General features: G+C 34.8%; 15 protein-coding genes, 1 tRNA gene and 1 pseudogene. 6 read left to right on the forward strand and 11 right to left on the reverse strand.

Annotated features, from left to right (window positions below; genetic code table 11):
* Positions 1-164: 164 nt before the first annotated feature.
* Positions 165-1,250 (reverse strand): chorismate synthase, encoded by a 1,086-nt coding sequence (gene aroC, locus BTA34_RS10680; protein WP_151435599.1) that lies wholly within the window; start codon positions 1,248-1,250, stop codon positions 165-167.
* Positions 1,251-1,344: 94 nt separating this feature from the next.
* Positions 1,345-2,214: a 50S ribosomal protein L3 N(5)-glutamine methyltransferase gene (prmB, locus tag BTA34_RS10685; protein ID WP_265576333.1), complete on the reverse strand. Its 870-nt coding sequence runs from the start codon at positions 2,212-2,214 to the stop codon at positions 1,345-1,347.
* A gap of 634 nt (positions 2,215-2,848) precedes the next feature.
* Between prmB and smrB the strand changes: the two genes are divergently transcribed.
* On the forward strand, positions 2,849-3,391 hold the full coding sequence (gene smrB / locus BTA34_RS10690; RefSeq protein ID WP_100158442.1) for an endonuclease SmrB: 543 nt from the start codon (positions 2,849-2,851) through the stop codon (positions 3,389-3,391).
* 88 nt (positions 3,392-3,479) lie between these two features.
* Here smrB and sixA read toward each other — a convergent pair whose 3' ends face one another.
* The 4 genes from sixA to BTA34_RS10710 form a co-directional block, all read right to left on the reverse strand.
* On the reverse strand, positions 3,480-3,953 hold the full coding sequence (gene sixA, locus BTA34_RS10695) for a phosphohistidine phosphatase SixA (protein WP_151435601.1): 474 nt from the start codon (positions 3,951-3,953) through the stop codon (positions 3,480-3,482).
* Positions 3,954-4,340: 387 nt separating this feature from the next.
* A complete protein-coding gene (fadJ, locus tag BTA34_RS10700) occupies positions 4,341-6,497 on the reverse strand; it encodes a fatty acid oxidation complex subunit alpha FadJ (RefSeq protein ID WP_151435602.1) in 2,157 nt (718 codons plus the stop codon).
* On the reverse strand, positions 6,497-7,801 hold the full coding sequence (gene fadI, locus BTA34_RS10705) for an acetyl-CoA C-acyltransferase FadI (RefSeq protein WP_151435603.1): 1,305 nt from the start codon (positions 7,799-7,801) through the stop codon (positions 6,497-6,499). Before fadI ends, fadJ begins: the two co-directional genes overlap by 1 nt.
* A 235-nt stretch (positions 7,802-8,036) precedes the next feature.
* The gene (locus tag BTA34_RS10710; RefSeq protein ID WP_151435604.1) at positions 8,037-8,333 is read right to left on the reverse strand and encodes a YfcZ/YiiS family protein; all 297 of its coding nucleotides are present in this window, start codon (positions 8,331-8,333) and stop codon (positions 8,037-8,039) included.
* 345 nt (positions 8,334-8,678) lie between these two features.
* Between BTA34_RS10710 and fadL the strand changes: the two genes are divergently transcribed.
* Complete coding sequence (fadL, locus tag BTA34_RS10715) at positions 8,679-10,034, forward strand: long-chain fatty acid transporter FadL (RefSeq protein ID WP_151435605.1); 1,356 nt, start codon at positions 8,679-8,681, stop codon at positions 10,032-10,034.
* A gap of 129 nt (positions 10,035-10,163) precedes the next feature.
* On the opposite strand, the gene BTA34_RS10720 is transcribed toward fadL, so the two are convergent.
* From BTA34_RS10720 to BTA34_RS18395, 3 genes are all read right to left on the reverse strand, one after another.
* A complete protein-coding gene (locus BTA34_RS10720; protein WP_151435606.1) occupies positions 10,164-11,174 on the reverse strand; it encodes a hypothetical protein in 1,011 nt (336 codons plus the stop codon).
* A 631-nt stretch (positions 11,175-11,805) separates the two neighbouring features.
* Positions 11,806-12,543, reverse strand: a complete 738-nt coding sequence (gene mlaA / locus BTA34_RS10725; RefSeq protein ID WP_109399872.1) for a phospholipid-binding lipoprotein MlaA — start codon at positions 12,541-12,543, stop codon at positions 11,806-11,808.
* A gap of 471 nt (positions 12,544-13,014) precedes the next feature.
* Entirely contained in the window at positions 13,015-13,272 is a 258-nt protein-coding gene (locus tag BTA34_RS18395; protein WP_265576064.1) for a hypothetical protein, read from the reverse strand.
* Between the two features lie 783 nt (positions 13,273-14,055).
* Between BTA34_RS18395 and BTA34_RS10735 the strand changes: the two genes are divergently transcribed.
* The 4 genes from BTA34_RS10735 (at position 14,056) to BTA34_RS10750 (ending at position 18,924) form a co-directional block, all read left to right on the forward strand.
* Entirely contained in the window at positions 14,056-14,817 is a 762-nt protein-coding gene (locus BTA34_RS10735) for a hypothetical protein (protein WP_265576065.1), read from the forward strand.
* A 9-nt stretch (positions 14,818-14,826) separates the two neighbouring features.
* Entirely contained in the window at positions 14,827-16,023 is a 1,197-nt protein-coding gene (locus BTA34_RS18400) for a hypothetical protein (protein WP_265576066.1), read from the forward strand.
* 882 nt (positions 16,024-16,905) lie between these two features.
* The gene (locus BTA34_RS10745) at positions 16,906-18,120 is read left to right on the forward strand and encodes a reverse transcriptase family protein (protein WP_151435607.1); all 1,215 of its coding nucleotides are present in this window, start codon (positions 16,906-16,908) and stop codon (positions 18,118-18,120) included.
* 6 nt (positions 18,121-18,126) lie between these two features.
* On the forward strand, positions 18,127-18,924 hold the full coding sequence (locus BTA34_RS10750) for a retron Ec48 family effector membrane protein (RefSeq protein ID WP_151435608.1): 798 nt from the start codon (positions 18,127-18,129) through the stop codon (positions 18,922-18,924).
* Between the two features lies 1 nt (position 18,925).
* Here the strand turns inward: BTA34_RS10750 and BTA34_RS10755 are convergent.
* Both BTA34_RS10755 and BTA34_RS10760 read right to left on the reverse strand, forming a co-directional pair.
* Positions 18,926-19,695 (reverse strand): annotated as a pseudogene (locus BTA34_RS10755) (tyrosine-type recombinase/integrase); the annotation flags it as partial.
* Positions 19,696-19,754: 59 nt separating this feature from the next.
* A tRNA-Arg gene (locus tag BTA34_RS10760) sits at positions 19,755-19,829 on the reverse strand.
* Positions 19,830-19,855 lie beyond the last annotated feature (26 nt).

Raw genomic sequence — 19,855 nt, forward strand, 5'->3', positions numbered from 1 at the left:
CTATCCGAATTATTAGGAATGAAGGACGTGTTGCTGTGTTTATCTCATTTATTTAAAAAAGCGACAGCAACACGATCTGAGCATAATAAAATTAGGCGCTCACACCTTTAAAGCTAACATCAAACTTACAACAGTTTATCGACTACGTTATTGACGTAGAATGATTACCATTGCATTAACGGAGGTACAACGTCACCACATTGACCACGTTGGCGCAATGCATGATCAAGCAACACAATTGCCATCATTGCCTCTGCAATCGGAATAGCGCGTATTCCCACACAAGGATCATGACGACCTTTAGTTATCATATCGACTTCTTCACCATCACGATTTATCGTTTTACCAGCAATAGTAATGCTAGATGTTGGTTTTAAAGCGATATGAGCAACAATTGGCTGACCACTGCTAATTCCACCCAAAATGCCACCTGCATGGTTGCTAGTGAAACCATTTTTAGTGATTTCATCTCTATTTTCAGTGCCTTTTAATGTCACAACACCGAAACCATCACCAATTTCAATTCCTTTAACAGCATTGATACTCATTAATGCGTGTGCTAAGTCTGCATCTAGTCTGTCAAAAACTGGCTCCCCAAATCCTGCTGGCACACCTTCTGCAACCACAGTCACTTTTGCACCAATCGAGTTACCTTCTTTTTTAAGCGCACGCATATATTCATCAAGTGCTTCTAAACGAGAAGGATCTGGACAGAAAAACGGGTTAGTTTCAACGATAGACCAATCAACAAGATCACAAGTAATGGGACCTAGTTGAGAAAGATAGCCTTTGACTTCAATACCCATTTTCTCTTTTAGGTATTTTTTGGCGATTGCACCGGCAGCAACACGCATTGCAGTTTCTCGTGCAGAAGAGCGTCCACCACCACGATAATCACGCAAACCATATTTTTGCTCGTAGGTGTAATCAGCATGACCAGGACGAAAAACATCTTTGATTTCACTGTAATCTTGAGAACGTTGATCTGTGTTTTCAATCAGTAAACCAATGCTTGTTCCTGTTGTAACACCATTAAATACACCTGATAAAATGCGGACTTGATCTGGTTCACGGCGTTGAGTGGTATAACGTGATGTTCCGGGTCTACGTCTATCTAAATCAACTTGTAAGTCGGCTTCTGTTAAAGGTAATCCAGGAGGTACACCATCAACAATGCAACCTAATGCAATACCATGAGACTCACCAAAAGTCGTGACTCTGAATAATTGTCCGATACTGTTTCCTGCCATCCCTTTATTCCTATCTTTTACTGTGTGATGTTATCAATATGTTATTTGCAATAAATGACAATTTACCGTCTCATTGCAGTTACATCAACGTTTATCATTGGATAAAACAGTGTGAGTGTTCAACAAGTTGTTCGCGGGTCAACATGAAAACACCAAGCCCACCATTTTCAAACTCAAGCCATGTAAATGGAACTTCTGGGAATTGCTCAATAAGATGAACCATACTATTACCCACTTCACAGACTAAAATACCTTTTTCACTCAGATATTCAGGGGCTTTTAGTAAAATTTGTCTCGTTATATCTAGTCCATCAATACCCGAAGCTAATGCTAATTCAGGTTCAACTTGGTATTCATCAGGTAAATCACCCATATCTTCGACATCAACATACGGAGGATTTGTCACAATAATATCGTAAGGCGTTGGAACAATGGCGTTAAATAAATCTGATTGCATTGGATAAACACGATGCACTAAACCATGATTTTCAATATTAAATTCAGCCACTTCCAGCGCATCTTCCGAGATATCAACCGCATCGACTTCAGCATCTTCAAACTCATGAGCACAAGCAATCGCAATACAGCCGCTTCCCGTACATAAGTCGAGAATACGTGTTGGCTCTTGCTGAATTAAGCCATCAAAATGGTTATTGATTAATTCACCAATAGGAGAGCGAGGAATAAGCACACGTTCATCAACATAAAATTCGTGGCCACAGAACCAAGCGCGATGAGTTAAATAAGGAACTGGAATTTTTTGCTCAATGCGGCTTTCGATAAGTGTAATAATTTCCATCTTTTCAGAAGTTGTTAACTTGGTTGATAACAGTGCATCTGGAATATCTAAAGGAAGTGCAATGGTCGGTAATACAAGCTGTAATGCTTCATCCCATGCGTTATCTGTGCCATGACCATAATAAATATCAGATGAATTAAACTGACTCATAGCCCAACGTAACATATCTAGGATAGTGCTTAGATCAGCAACCGCTTCCTCTTTTAGTGTTATATCCAAAACTGTTGTCCTCTGAAGAAATAGAAAGTCTGTAGTTTGCCATGAAGATGGCGATAAATCAGCGGGAAACCATAAAAAAACATCACTACATTATTATTCTCTTTACCATAACCACACAATCACTATGGTTTTAAACTTCAATCAGCTAATTAAAAGCGAAATTTACGATCTGCTCACAAATAAAAATTGGTGTTTTATACTTTTAATTTAACTTTTATTAGCAAGTTAATGAAATTGAACCATACTTAAAACATGAAGGAATTAACTGTGTACTAAATGCGCCTATAGATTTTTTTCATTCGATATGCAGTCATTTTAAGGCAAATAGCTACTTTTAAAGACGATTTTTATATCTTTTTTTATCGCAATCTGAAGATATAACAACGTGTTATGTTCCACAGATATCATGAGTAGAGCCATTTGTTAACCAGCCTATATTTGCTAACTATGTGACTATTTCGGCAGGGTAAATCCCCTGCCTTTTTTTATGCTAAATTTATGGTCTATATTTTTTATCTCCAACACTATTTCATGTACTATTGCCTAATAAAGACAGTAACACTATGAAGAATCGTAAAAAATGAATAAAAAATTTTCATTACCGCCTTCTGAAATTGAGTTATTTCAGGAGATGATAAAAGGCACTAAGAAATTACCTCAAGATAAAATACTTCATTCACCAAAACGTAAAAAAGTGACGCACTACGCTGTTGAACGTTTACAACAAGAGCAAGTTGATGCCTCTTATTATTTTTCAGATGAATTTCAGCCTAACTTAGCCACAGAAGGTCCAATGCGCTATTTAAGAGAAGGCGCTAATGCTTATGAATTAAAAAAGCTACGTCGAGGTGATTATGTACCTGAATTTTTTCTAGATTTGCATGGATTAACACAACTAATTGCAAAACAAGAGATTGGCGCATTAATTGCGGCATGTAGACGAGAACATGTTTATTGTGCCTGTATTATGCACGGTCATGGCAAACATATTTTAAAACAGCAAACACCACTTTGGTTAGCACAACACCCTGATGTCATTGCTTTTCATCAAGCCCCAAAAGAATGGGGAGGCGATGCTGCATTATTAGTGTTAGTGGAAAACGACGATATCGCGCGTCGCTAAACCCAAAAAATTCTATTGCATTAACCCTTAAATCACCTATTAGGTGAAATAAGGTGTTAATTACTTACTTAGTTAATTGATTTAAATTTCATTTTAATATTGAGGGTGACACTTGCCATAGTAACTCCCCTGCGCCTTTTGATAAGTCAAAATCAACACAAGCAATGGTTGATGTTGAAAACATAGGAGCGCATACCGCAGGGCAAAGTTCAGCGACAACATAGCCAACTAAAGGTAAGTGAGAAATAACCAGAATATTTTTATATCCTGTATCCCCCAAAGCACGTAAGTAATGTGCAACATGTGAAGGATTACCGCCTGGGATAAGCCCATCCTCTGTTTCTATTTTACTAGGTAGCGCTAAATCTGTTTTTACTGCATCCAAAGTCTGTTGAGCGCGTAAATAAGGGCTGACTAAAACATAATCGATTGTATGTCCCTGCTTTGTCATCCATTCAGCCATTTTTATTGATTCACTTTTTCCACGTTCAGTTAGTGGTCTTAGTGCATCGCTAGCAGCATCAAGAGCCGCTTCTCCGTGGCGCATAATAAAAATTTGCATAGTAAATTATTAAACCTATTTTATTTTTGTAATTACTGGTATTTACACTTGTAAGATACTTAATTTAATTCAGTTTAAATTAATATATTCCCATATCAAATCTTCAATACCTTAATTGCAATAGCATTATTAATCTTTTTAAGAAAATGCTGTTGGTTTACAAATTAACATCATTTTCAGAATTTTATTTTAAAAAGCTTGGTTTTTAAATTTATTTTCAAATAACTATTTTGCCATATCTGACCATAATTAACACTTTCGACCTCTTTTTCCATTAAAAATTCACCAATTATTAATCTGACGCAAAAAGTACAAGAAAAAAGGCGCATAAGCGCCTCAATCAAAACAAATGTCACAAAAGGAAAAAGCAATGGTAAAGCAATGATATTAATCGTAAAAACGTTCATTTCGTTTAGCCATTTCAACTAAACGCTCACAAGGGCGATATTTTTCTCCATATTTATCGGCAAGTTGGTTAAGTTTTTCTGCCACCTTTGTTGTTCCCATACTGTCCATATAACGGAATGGGCCACCAAAAAAAGGCGGAAAACCGATACCAAATACAGCACCAATATCACCATCTCGTGGTTGCTTTATAATATTTTCATCTAAACAACGAACGGCTTCATTTAACATTAATAATAAACAACGTTCCGTAATTTCAGAGGAAGATAGTTGGCTTTTAGGCTTAATTTGTAATAGTCGATATATAACCGGATCAGGTTGTTTTTTATTTTTACCGAATGAGAAAGGTAATGCATGTTTTGCATAAAGATAAAAACCTCGTCCATTTTTACGACCTTTTCTATCATCAGCAATAATGGCATCCACAGCAGGAGGAGAGGCAAATCTGTCACCAAATGCATTCACTAATATTGGCGTTATTTTTGTGCCAATATCAATACCCACTTCATCCAATAACTGAATAGGTCCTACGGGGAAGCCAAACTGAACAAGTGCTTTATCAATGTTCTCAATAGGCTCTCCTTGTACTAAACACGTCAATGCTTCACTGATATAAGGAGCAAGAATACGGTTAACATAGAATCCTGGTTTATCACCAACAACTATTGCAACTTTGCCCTGTTTTTTAGCAAAAGCTACCGTTGTAGCAATCGTTTTTTCATCCGTATTTTCATGTGGAATAACTTCAACCAAAGGCATTTTTTCTACGGGACTAAAATAGTGAAGCCCGATCACTTTTTCTGGGTATTTTGCTGTTTCTGCAATTTTATGAATAGGAAGTGAAGAGGTATTTGAAGCAAAAATAATTTTACCTTTTCCCACGCCCTCAATATCTGCGACCATTTTCTGTTTTAAAGCAAGATCTTCAAAAACCGCTTCAACAATAATATTTGATTGATGAAAACCGCTGTAATCCAAAGAACCAGAGAGTAGCCCCATTTGACGCTGACGTTCGCGTGCAGATAATCTTTTTTTACTTACTTTGGCTGAAAGCGCTTTCCAACTATAATTAAGTGCCTGAGCAATGCCTTTATCACTGATATCTTTAATTCTTACTGGTAAATTACCTTTTGTCGCCGTGACAAAGGCAATACCACCGCCCATTAATCCACCACCTAAAATACCAATATGGTGCAAATCATCTGGTTTTTCGGATGATCCTGTTTCATTTTTAAGTGCCGTAGAAGCAAAAAAGAGATGCCTTAATGCAGATGAAACTGGTGTCATAGCAAGTTCACCAAATGCATTTGCCTCTTCTTTAAACCCTGTTTGAATATCCTTTTCAAGACCACGTTCTATTACGTGTAGAATACGTTCAACTGCGGGGTAATGCCCTTTTGTCTTGGCTAATGTGCGTTTTTTCGCCTGCCCAAAAAGAATATTTCTACCTAGCGTTGTATTCGCCCAAAAACGATCCATCACTGAATGTTTTTTCTGTTCTTTTTTACCCGATAAAATCCATTTAGCAGCAACTTCTAATAGAATATCTTGTGAGACAACATCATTTACAAGACCTAATTTTAAGGCTCTTTTCGCATTAACTTGTCTCCCCGTTAAGATCATATCTAACGCAGAGGTCACACCAATAAGACGAGGTAAACGTTGAGTACCACCAGAGCCTGGCAGCAATCCAAGTTGCACTTCAGGAAGCCCTAAACGCGTTTTACTATTATCAGAACAAATTCGCCCATGACAGGCTAAGGCTAATTCAAGCCCGCCACCAAGGCATGCGCCATTAATAGCCGCCACAACGGGTAATGGGTAGTTTTCAAGTTGAGTAAAAAGATCTTGCCCTGCTTTTGCTAATGCACTCGCTTCTTCTTTAGTTTTACAACCCGCAATCATCGAGATATCCGCACCAGCAATAAAACTATCTGTTTTACCTGAGGTGATAATTAATCCTTTCACTCCAGAATGTTGCTGAGCTTGCTTTAAAACATCTTGAAATTGCTGCACAAATTCTGCTTTTAACGTATTTACTTTTTCACCAACAACATCAATGGTGATAACACCCACTTTGTCATTACGAACTGAGAACTGAAAAACAGATGATTTTTCTAGTGTTGTTTGTTGTTCCATTATTCCACCTCCAAAATCATCGCTGCACCCAATCCACCCGCAGCACAAGCTGTAGTTAACCCAAAACCGCCACCTCGACGTTTAAGCTCCTGTAGTGTCTGTGTGACCATTCTTGCACCAGTCGCAGCAAAGGGATGCCCATAAGCAATAGAACCACCTAGCACATTAAATTTATCCATATCCACTTCTCCAATCGCCTTGGATAACCCTAGTTGCTCTTTAGCAAACCGTTCACTGGCAAACAACGTCAAATTACTGAGTGTTTGTGCGGCAAAAGCTTCATGCATATCAATTAACGTGAGATCACTCAAAGAAAGACCTGCGCGAGAAAGCGCAAGTGGTGTGGCATATGATGGTCCCAATAGCATATCTTTCCAGACATCTGTCGCGGTAAAAGCATAACTGCGTAAATAACCTAAAGGTTGATAACCAAGACTTTTTGCAACTGATTCTTTCATCATTAATACCGCGGCTGCGCCATCCGTTAATGGCGTACTGTTTGCGGCGGTAACACTGCCATGTTTACGATCAAAAGCTGGTTTTAGTTTGGCGTAAGAATCAAGAACAGAGTTTTTACGAATATTATTATCTTGATGGAAGCCTTCTTTGTAAGGTGGAAAAAAAGCCGTCATCACTTCATCATTTAGTTTTCGCATCTCCCATGCTTTGGTTGCTAATTGATGGGAACGATGTGCTAATTCATCTTGAGCGGCTCTAGAAATATGATAAGTCTTTGCCATTTGCTCTGCGGTGTCTCCCATGCGTAATCCTGTTGAATATTCAGCAACAGCCGGCGCTACAGGGAGCAAATCTCGAAACCGTAATTGACTTAAATAACTTAATCGTTGACCTAATGATTTTGCTTTATTCAGGCTTAATAAAACATCAGCTAATTTTTTACTAACACCGATAGGCAAAACAGAAGACGAATCTGCGCCACCCGCAATACCGACAGAGACATGTCCTGCCATCATACTTTCAGCAACATTAGCAATCGCCTGAAAGCTTGTTGCACATGCTCTTGTGACACTATAAGCATCGGTTTTTACACTTAATCCGGCACCAAGCACAATTTCTCTGGCGATATTAGGGGCTTCTGGCATTTGAACCACTTGCCCGAAAACAAGTTGATCAATAATTTCGGGAGGAATTTCATTGCGAGTCACTAATTCTTGAACCACTGAACGCCCTAATTCAACCGCAGGTATTCCTCGATACGCAGTCGCTTGTTTGGCAAAAGGTAAGCGTAGTCCGCTGACAATGGCAATGCGATCTTTCATAGCACTGTTCGTTGATGACTTCATAACGGCTCCTGACAAAATGATTTTCCTAACACCAAAGAGGTCTGACCTGACAACAGTGTTAACAAAAATTTCACTTTTCAGAAACGTCATTTTACGAGAAGTGGGAGTTAGCGCTCAATATTTCGATGAAATGTCTGAAACTTAACAATAATGATAGAAAAGATAATGGAGTGATCGAGATAGATAAAAAAGGCTGTTGAATTTCAACAGCCTTAAATCTATTAATTTCAGAGGATTAACGTAATCCCAACTGGAAAATTAGGTTTTCTGCTTCACAAGAGAATGTAAAATCAGCGGTGAGTTGAATACCACCATCAACATCAGCAAATTGTTGATTAATTTTGCAAGGCTCTGAAGCAATAGATTGTGCTTTTGCACTGAGCTGATCTAACATTGCTTGCGCTTGTACTTTATCAGCGAAGACATGCTGATATGACGCTGTGCAATTCTTATTGTCAATAATAGTACCCACATCTACACAACAGCAAGCAGCGGTTTCTTCTGCACTACAACGATTAATTGCGTCTGCCATTTTAGTCCCCCAACGAAAGAAATGTTAATTATCTATCATAATCGCAAAAAAATAAAATAAACTGCTTTAGCTCAAATTTTATTACAACTTTACAAAAATAATTGATTATTCTGTTTATTTAACAATCAAAAATATCTTTATTGGGATGTTTTGTGAAAAATATGTTAAGCAAATCCCAATTATTGAATCAAAACAGAAATATTTGTAAAACATACTTGCAACATTTGGGGTGATCAACTTTATACTTAATCAACTGGTCTGATTTGTCATAACGACAACCGCACCTAAAATCCAGCGCTTCTAATCAGAAGTTACTAACTTAAAAAAATTATGAGGGTTTAGGTCATGAACCGTAAAAACCTGTTTACTCGCACAGCACTAGCTGCCATTGTAGGAGCAATCTCCTCTCAAGCAGGCGCTGCCGGTTTTCAGTTAAATGAATATTCTACATCAGCACTAGGGCGTGCATTTTCAGGGGAAGGCGTTATCGCCGATGACGCAAGCGTAGGTAGCCGAAACCCAGCTGCACTGACTATGTTTGATCGCCCCGAATTTTCTGTCGGTGCTATTCTCATTAACCCAGGGGTTGATGTTAAAGGTAAATCACCTCTTACAGGTACTGATACCACTGCAAAAGATATTGCACCAAGTGCATTAGTACCTAATATCCATTTTGTCGCACCTATCAATGATAAATGGGCCATTGGCGCATCAGGTACAACAAACTTTGGTTTAGCGACAGATTTCCCCGACGATTATCCTGCAGGGCTTATCGGTGGGAAAACTGATTTGAAAACCATGAACCTAAACTTAAGTGCAGGTTACCGTGTAAATAACCAATTTAGCGTAGGTTTAGGGTTAAATGCTCTTTACGCTGATGCCGAAATTACTCGTCATGTGGGCGAAGCTGGTAAAGTCTTAGGTGGCGCATTATCTCAAAAACCGGGCATGGAACAATTAGGTGGTTATTTATCAAGCCTATCTCCTAGCGATCGCTTTGCTCAGTTAAAAGGTGATGCATGGGGCTTTGGCTGGAACGCAGGTCTATTATACGAATTTGATGAAGGTAACCGTATTAGCTTCACTTATCGCTCTAAAGTAAAAGTGAAATTTAAAGATGGTGAGTATCAAAGCGATTTACGCCCTATTCCGCAACTCGAAGGAATGGGAATTGTCGGCACTAACGGCGAAACCATTAAAGGTAAACTTGATCTTAACCTACCTGAAATTTGGGAATTTGCAGCTTACCACCGCGTCGCACCAAAATGGGCTGTTCACTATAACTTCGCTTACACCAGTTGGAGTGCGTTCGAAGAGTTAAAAGCAACACGTAAGAGCGACGGTCAACAGCTGTTTAATAAAGAAGAAGGTTTCCGTGATGCATGGCGTGTGGCTTTAGGAACAACTTATTATCACGATGATAACTGGACATTCCGTACCGGTATTGCCTTTGATGATAGCCCAGTTCCCGCTGATAAACGTTCTATTTCCATTCCAGACCAAGATCGCTTCTGGTTAAGTGCAGGTACAACTTACGCATTTAATAAAGATATGTCTGTTGATGTGGGCTTAGCCTATATGCACGGTAAAAAAGTCACAATCAAAGAGAAATTATCTGAAGATTTACCATTACCTGCTTATGAATTTGAATCATCAGGTAAAGCATGGTTATACGGTATGAACTTTAACTACCGTTTTTAATCTATACGCTTAATAATATTGATACAAAAATGCTCTTTTATTTAAGAGCATTTAAACTAATAAAAAACGCTCTGTTAAAAACAGAGCGTTTTTTATTAGTTCGATTATAGTTAAAATAATTCTCGATACTTAAAAAAGAATAAACCAACGTTCATTATGATCGCCAACGAAAAATAGTTCTTCATTTCTAGAAATATTCTTTTTTTGATTAGCAATATGTACCGTTGAATTATATCCAGCATCACTGGTTATATAAATCACCGCATTATCAACAGGTGCGGTTTCTGGAATGTAAATATTAGGAGACCAATGTCCATCATATAATTCAATATGGATATGTTTATTTTTTTCTAACGCCTTGTTGAGTTTAGATGATGTTATATCTCTTGAATTGTGAAAATCTAATTTTGCAAAGTCATTATTTTTAATTATCTCTCTTTTCATTTTCATTGAAAGATAGCCGGGATCTGCTACATCCTCTATTTTATAAAGATAATCAATTCCCCAATCTTCTGCATGTTCTTTCCCTGAAAATGGTTGTTTAAATTCTATGGACTGATCCATAGTTCTATTCCACAGATTACCTGCAAACCATGTACAATTCGTCACAGGGGTATATACACCTTTTTCGCCATTGCCTGGGCGCATATTAAAGTTTTTTGCTATCTCCGTACTTTCTTCATTTAATTGAGGAATAACAACATGTTCTAAGCGATTAAATTGCTCTTGAGAGATTTTTAAACAAAGTTGATAAGCAAAGCCTCGAGTTGGACGATCATTACTTCTATTTTTAGTATATCCAACACCTTCATGATAGCCATATCGATGGCAATTTGAATCAGTCACATCTTTACTTTCAAAAACAATGACCCAAGCATGTCCTAAGCTTCCTCCGCCACAAATTTGATTTAATGCAGTTACCACGGCTTTAGCTCTAGCATTTTTATCATCGGGATAATCAGATGCTGCTTTATCGGCAATCTCACAAATAGCATCTAAATCTGTCGGCTCAGGTTTTCTATTCGATTGCAGACAAATTTGTGGATATCCTACTGTCGGATCTCCCTGTGGCATAATATATGATTCATTCTTCAAACCTGACAGTGACTTATTTAAAAAGAAACTATTAATACTACTCATAATTAAATACTCCATTTCATTTGGTTAAAAATTAATTAATACCAGTGATTTTACTTATTAAAATAATAACAACTAAAGTAATCAATTTATTTAACGGAAGAGTAAAGTGTTGAGGATATTAAATTACTTCAATATTTTTTTGAAGAAAACATCATGTAATAATTATCAAGATAAATTACTAACAAATAGTTAATCTATATAATTATTATAAAAATAACTTATATCATGCTAAAAATTAAAATCAAGCATAACGCTATAATTTAAATATAAAGTATTTTTAAAAAAGTCTTTAATTAACAAGCTATATTATTAATAAGATTTATCATCCGAACAATATCAATGGATAAGAATGAGTTAATAAAAATAATAATTATTTTTTGAGAAGATTTATTAATAATATTATCTTTATTAAAGACAATATTTATTGTGATAATCAATGTAATTCTATTGACAAAATAGGATAAAAATATGTTTTTCACTCGGTATTCTTCAATTTAAAATCAGTAAATTAGTTTTTCATATCTATGATAAATAATGTAATGGCTGTAACCAAACACAATTTGTTTGATTACAGTCTAAATGGTCTGTTTTCAGACCATTTTTCATTTATACATAAAACGAGTAGCAACGATTAGTCAATGGAATCTAAATCATCTTCAATTGCTTTTGCGTTAGGGTTCTCTTTTACCGTGCCAGCTTGGAAGTCATTACTCTGGAAGTAAGCTTCACGCATCATTAAGTAAGGATCAGAAGAGTTTTGTAAAATCGCATCTGAATCTAGCAATTGCGCTCGTGTTTCAATGCCTTCTAATGCCCACTTACCTGCTGACATCCAAAATGTTAAATAGCTCAGCATAGGATAGGTTAAGTCAGCCCAATCACCACCTTCTTCACGGACAGTAAAGCTACCATAGCCTGGTACAACAACATAAGGACCGTAATCCATACCATAATGCCCTAATGTGCTACCAAATCGCATTGGGACTTCTTTTTCCATCGTCTCTTTAGACATGCCAGCAACATCTATTAAGCCGCCCATACCAAAAACGGTATTGATCCAGAAACGACCAAAATGTTTTGCACCCTTTTCAAAATCACCACGTAATATGCTGTTTACCATACTTGCAGGCTCTTCTAAATTACCTAAAAAGTTAGATAAGCCATTTCTTGCTGGTGGCGGCACATAATCACGCCAAACAACGGCAACTGGGCGTAAAATATAGGGGTCTAAAACATAGTAGTTAAAATCAAACATCTGGCGGTTAAACCCTTCTAATGGGTCAGAGCGCCCCTCCCCATTATTAGAGGTACTTGCACATCCTGAAAGTAAGGCGACTGAAAGAGCAACACCGCACAGGCGATACTTCATAACGTTCTCCGCTAATTATCTTATGATGAGCAGCATCATAGTTCGCATATTCATAAACTCTACACATAATACTGTCAATGCGTAACAAGTGGTACTTTTATTAGGCGTTGATCTTATAAGATAATTCAGTTTTTAGGGTTATCCCATTGAGCTAATTTACAATATTAGCCCAATATTATTGGGTTAATATAAAAATACATGCTGTGATTTAATTATATCCTTTTATCACTAATAGCTCTTCTGGATCAGGGTACGAAAAACGCTGGGTAAAAAATCGAACTCTGCATCTGTGGTTTTGAATGGCTTCTTATCTAGTTGATTACGTAAAGATAATCGTTTTTTTCACTCACTGTTTTCTACTTTCAAAACATGAAATAAATAAGGCATATTCGTATTATCAGCTAATGATTTTAACCATTGTCGCTGCTAGGTGTATTAGCAAGAAAATTCATAATGACGGTATTTCCAGCACTAAGAAGAACTGCAATATGTTTGCTTAACAGCTCCTTCATTAATTAATACCGTTCTGGGGGATTTAGAAAAAGATTTGGCTAACGTTGATTTACCTGAAGTAATTCTTTCACAGAAAAAATGCAAACGAGCATTAGAATATGATTTTGATAAATCAGTACCATATGAGTTATCTATAACACAGAGCCATTGATCATTAACAAGTTTAAAAACATAAGTAGCTTCTCTTGCTGTATTAAATTTTCCTTCATTTGGCATATTTGCACTTAAAAATGTTTGCGCTAAAACGAGCGCACAATCTTTACTAAAATAACTTTTACTTTACCTTGAGAAACTTACAGTGAGTGATTAAAAATCCAGCAATCACCATCAATGCTTTTTTCAGTGAAGGCTTACCAGAAACATGCAAATCATCTTTAAACACCAACGTGCCATTTTCAGTATAAAAATTCATTAAATACTCAATATTTTCGTCAGTAATAGTCTGATCTACATTCGCAATTAGTTGTATTAGCGATTGGGTATGTTGATCAACTTCTTAAGTTGTCCTCTTGAATAGATGGTCAATGTACTGTTCCATAAGAGCAAAATACACAGCTATATTCTTCAAGAGGTTTTAATAGAGTATGACAATAAGTGCAAGTAATTTTTGATATCAAGTTTGTTATTTAGGTTACGCTCTTTTTATTTTTTAATAGCGTATAAAACCAAGTAATAAAAAGACTTCAAATGGACAATATTATTAATTTCATTTCCATATAAAACCGCAAGGGATTATTAATCATTAAACGAAAAATTAAAATATTGGTGATAATAGTGTGAATTAATAGACACTAATCTAAGAATAATTTTAAATTATATTAATAAGCATTATAGATTAAATAATTATAGTTATTAATAATAATGATTATTAAATAAATCATTTTGCTATAAAAATGACTATTCCTCTTAAATAATGTAATGATAATCACTTTCATTTAACTCTAAATTGTATACTATCTTCTTATGCATTTATAAATTAATTTAAAAGTGGATTTTGGTATGATTATTCGAGTTAAACATAATTTATTAATATTCAGTATTGTGCTACTTCCTTTCTTCACAAGTGCATATCCAATATACAAAAATGACTCATTTCATTTTATCCCATCAATTGCAGTGCAAGATGCCGCGACATCTGCAGTAATTGAAGCAATCACAGGAAAAAACATCTATGATGCTTATGTAACTGGTTTAATAAATGCTAACAGCAACAATAGAGTATCTATGCATTTATGCAATGGAGAAGACGAGAATATAGATATAGCACTAATAGGTGGCTGTTCTTTAATCGAATATGATTCATTCACTTTAGTTAATACAAAACATTATATTCAAAGAAACGGTGAGTTAGTTGAAATTGATGTTCATGACCCTAATACTGTAATTACACCAACAACTAGGATCACAGTAAAAAACGTTATAAAAGAAAATCCTTTAATTCAAAATAATCACTGTATTGAAAACCGTATAAACGATATTCCTACTTCTTGTTTTGTTTTCAAAATCGCATCTTTCATTTTCAATAATCAAGCACAAAGGGAATTAGTCATTAAGGCTATGGAAAATCCTTGTGCTTATCTAACAACAATTGAAGATGCTAGAAAATATACTAATTCTAAATATCCATATATACCTTATTTAGGTAGATCAGGAAGTGATGCACGTTACATTCTAGACTGCGACAAAGCCACCCCAGAATCATACTCATCGGTTGTAGATGAAAATACACAATCAATATTACTTATTCGCAATAAAAAATAAGGACTATTTATGGCTCAACCATATATTCGTATTAATCAGTTTGAGGCAAATTTATCTAATATTGGCGTAAAGTCTGCTACAGGTCATATAAACTTCACCTTTATTGATGGGAATGGAGTTAATAAAGGTACTTTTGGTGCAAATTTAAAAAATAAAAATAGACCTTCTGGTATCTCTAATGAAGAAAGAGACAATAGGCATAAAATTGAATCAAAATCGCCTTATCATTTTAATTACGTAAAACTATCATTAAATGATTTTACCACAGCATTAAAATATGCTGAAAAAGCCCAACATGAGTCAAATATGGGTAATTTAAAATATGCATTAGCTTGTGGTAATTGTGTTGATTTTGGTATGCAGCTATTTAATCAAACATCCTTAGGTCGTCGCCAACTGCCGAATTACTTAAAACCAAATACAGCTATAAGTATTTATGCAAATCTAAGTAATGCACTTTGTTCTGGAGATAGTTATCAAATTAAAGAAGCCCGCAAATTTGTTCTTACACCAGATAGATGGAGACCCGAGCGATTACCCAAATGGGGGCAACCTTGTGTAGATGCAATTGTACCAACAACGACGGTTGGGGGAGGAAAGTGGTTTGCAAAAAAATCATCAGATGCTTGGGATGTAGCTAAATATTTAACTTTAGAGTTAGGTACTTGTGAGCCTGAAATTAAGAAATTTGTAATAAATAATCTTCATACAGCCTCTCCTATTGTGATTAATCTTGATGGCTACGGTATAAAAACCACATCAATATTTGATCAATCTGTACAGTTTGATTTATTAGGGTCAGGTTACAAAGTTACATCAGCTTGGATTACACCAACTTCTGGTTTTTTAGTTTTCAATCCCCATGATTTAGATAGAGTATCTAGTGTCCATCACATGTTTGGTGGTTCAGAGCGTATGGAAGGTTTTTTAAAACTTGCTGATTTAGATAAGGAAAAAAAAGGATATCTTGACATGAATGATAAAATTTATGCATCGCTACGTATTTGGATAAATCATCAAATGGATGGAATACCTCATGCTGGAGAAATATTCACCTTAGAAAAATTAGGTATTGAAAAAATCAGTACTAATTTTGATATCATTGATTATATTGATGAAAATTGCAATCTTATTGGTGAGCGTTCTATTGCAATCATTAATGGAGTTAAACATGAAATGTCTGAGGTCTACTTTACTTACTTGTAAGTAATTTAACTTCAGTATGATATAAATTAACTAATTTATGTTATTCAAATATTCTTATTTATAAAGTTGAATGGCCTATTAAACTCAATTGAATTATATCTTAAAATTCAATGGTGATTAATTTATCTGGATTTAGTGCTGATGATGTAATAAAAATCATTCAAGCTCTCGTATCAAAACAAGTAAAACATCCATTGTTACCGCCCCACTCCTGATTTGTTTTTTCATTCGATTTCAGTTTGAATTTTCTGTAAACCCGCATGAATGGGGCATTTCAGTTTTTCATGTGGGGTTTACATTAAAAATAATTCTCACGTAAAGCATGAAAAATCTTTTATTTTCATGGTATTACAAGTCTACTTGCTTCTCTCTTTTTTTCGTCAAACTGAAATAACCTGAAATCTTTTTCAATCATTTCAGTTTGACGCTGACGCAAAGAAACCAGTCACTATGCGCTCTCGCGATATGTTTTGTAAAAAATTCAAACTGAAATAATTTTTAGATCCAAATTGTGCAGGCGGGTGCGGTGTAGTGCACATTACGTCATATTTTATTTTACTTAGGCTTGAACTAAATATATTTTTTGCTATAGTTTGTTTGCGTCAGCGTTCCGCTGATTAATTGCAACCAATATATTTTTTTGTTAGGTATTGCTTTAAATTTTATATTTAGAGCGTCCAAAATGTTTGGACATTTCCGAAGGCCACGACCATCGCAGTCAACGGCGGTAAAGATACCGTAGCCTACGGCATATTGCACATAGCCGCTATAGAGTGATGGCTGATGCTAACAAAAGTTGGTTAAGATTACATCACTCTGTGCACCCTTGATTATGGGAAGGCTATGTGTGACTTTGCATTTTTTTATACTAAATAGAATATCATGTTAAATAATGAAAACTATTGCCCTCATACCCCTCATTCTATTGCAAAAAAAAGAATTACCTCGTTAAAAATTTTATCGGATACCCTCTCTATAAGTGAGAGTGAATTAATTCGAATAAATTCTTTATCTGATCATGAAAAATATACTGAACTTAAAGTACCTAAAATTGATGGTACAGACAGAATTGTTTATTCATTAAATTCAGATTTACGTAAAGTTCAATATAGAATTAACAAAAGAATTTTTCGTGAATTGATTAAGTGGCCTAATCATTTATTTGGTTCAGTTCCTAGTAACAACGATAGCAATAAAGATCAAATTAAAAGAGATTATGTTGCATGTGCAAGTTTACATTGTGGCGCTAAATCAATACTTAAAATTGATATAAATAATTTTTTTGACAATATACACAAAGATATAGTTACCGATATCTTTAGTAATGTATTAAAAATAGAGGGATATGCATTAGAACTTATTACTGATTTATGTTGCAAAGGTAATTTTATTGTACAAGGTGCATTAACATCTAGTTATATAGCATCATTGTGTTTGCATGATCTAGAAGCTGATATTATTAAAAGAGCTGAGAGAAAAAACTTAGTTTACACAAGGCTGGTTGATGACATTACAGTATCATCAAAGCTATCTAATTTTGATTTTTCGCAGATTAAATCGCATATTGAAAATATGCTTGCAAATAAAGATTTACCCGTTAATAAAAATAAAAGTAAGATATTAAAGGAATCAATACAACCTCTTATTGTTCATGGATTAAGAGTTGATTTTGAACAACCAAGAATACCATCTGATGAGGTTAAAAAAATTAGGGCTTCCTTACATAATTTATGTAATTTAGCAAAAAAAAATAACATGAGAACATCGAGTACATATAGGAAGGAATATAATCGATGCTTAGGTAGAATTAATCGTCTAGGAAGATTAAACCATAATAAACATTCTAGCTTTATTAAAATAATAGAAAAAATTAAGCCATTGCCTTCTTGGAGAGATGTACAAAAAACCAAGGCAGCATTGAATAGCTTGAAAGCATCATATTCAAAGGGTAACAATAATAAATCATGGTATATCAGAAAATACCACCTAACCTATTATAGAACATCTATTTTAAATAGATCTACAGAGTTTCATGATATGGTTATCTACCTTAGAGAAAAACTAAAAAAAATAAAACCTAAAGATAAAAGAGGATAGGGATATATGAACATTGAAAACCCAACAATAAGGAGAGTTGTTTATACTATTGTAGGCATCTTAATTTTTTCAATAATTCTATGTTTTATATCTATAATATGGACAATATCATCTGCTAAATTATATGAGAGAGGTATAAATCTCTCAAGTCATGGGATTAATAATTTTTATGAAGAAGTAAAGTGGTCTTTATCAATAATAGAAGTAGCCTTTTGGGTAATTACCACGTTTATTACTGTAGCAGGTGTCATCATTGCGTTAATTACATATCAATTAAATGCTAATAATAATCGTATAGCGTTAGATACATATCACTTAAATGCTAATAATAATCGTGTAGCATTAGATACTTATCACTTAAATGCAAAAAATACAATAATAACAAATCATATATCGCATTTTGGAATGTTTAAAGATTATGTGAGTGCTGAGATAGATAAGAGAGATATGTTGAAGGCTGATAAGATAAATATTTTTTGTTTTTATAACTTAATGTTTCCAAAATCTAGAGCTGGGGAGTTAAATATATCTCAAGAGTATATTAATTTTATCTTTGGAATTAAAAGTATTATAGAAGAAGCTAACGAATGTATTACTAGCACAGCAGGAAAATATAATTATAAGTCACACCAAATAAAGCTAATAACTAAATTTGGTCAAGCAGGAATCACATTACATAATGGACCTAAAAACACCTTCATTGCTTTAGAAAATGAAATATTTAATTTCATAGATAATATAAATTCTGCATTTTCTGATATATTGATTGATAATCTATCAACTATTCCTAGAAATTATACCTAATTTATTTAAGTAAGTTAGCATAAAAATTTAACATTAAATGCCGTCCTTCTAAATACAAAGCATGATTATAAATTCCACGGATGGAATTTTTATCAACATGAGCAAGCTGTAACTCTATCCATGCGCTATCAAAACCTTTTTCATGTAAAATGGCACTCATCATATGGCGAAAGCCATGCCCTGTTAATCTGCCTTTATAACCTATCTTTTCAATAACTTTATTAATACTCGCTTCGCTGATTAGTTTTCTTACATCATTTCGACCAGGAAATAATAATGGGTAATATCCTGTAATTACTTTTAACTCATTGAGTATCACAATAACTTGTGGGGATAATGGTACTAAATGAGGACGGCGCTTTTTCATTCTCTTTTTGGATATTTCCCAAATAGCATTATCGAAATCAAATTCTGGTCATTCAGCTAGTCTCAATTCAACAGTCCTAACACCTGTCAGCATTAACAACTGGGTGGCATACTTCGTTATTTTAACGCTTTGATAGTTATTTAACGCTTTAACAAAATCAGGGATCTCATCTTCACGTAAAAATGGGAAGTGTTTAGTTTCAGGCTTATTCATTGCTCCCGCTAAATCAGGTACAGGATTATATTTTACCCTACCCGTTATGACCACATAACGAAAAACCTCACCACAGCGCCTACGGATTTTATTTGCTTGTCTAATGCACCTCTTTTCTCAATTTTTTGAAGTACAGCTAATAATTCTAAGGGAAAAATTTGATCAATAGGTCGCTTTCCATGGAACCTATATCCTATATATTGTTTAAATTATTATTTTAGACATTACTGAACATCATGAGATGTATAGATGGCGTTCCCTACAGGAATCGAACCTGTAACTAGCCCTTAGGAGGGGCTTGTTATATCCATTTAACTAAGGGAACATACATGAAAAAATTAAGTATAACTT

It is taken from the genome of Proteus sp. CD3 (assembly GCF_008808075.1).
In the GTDB taxonomy this organism is placed as follows: domain Bacteria; phylum Pseudomonadota; class Gammaproteobacteria; order Enterobacterales; family Enterobacteriaceae; genus Proteus; species Proteus appendicitidis.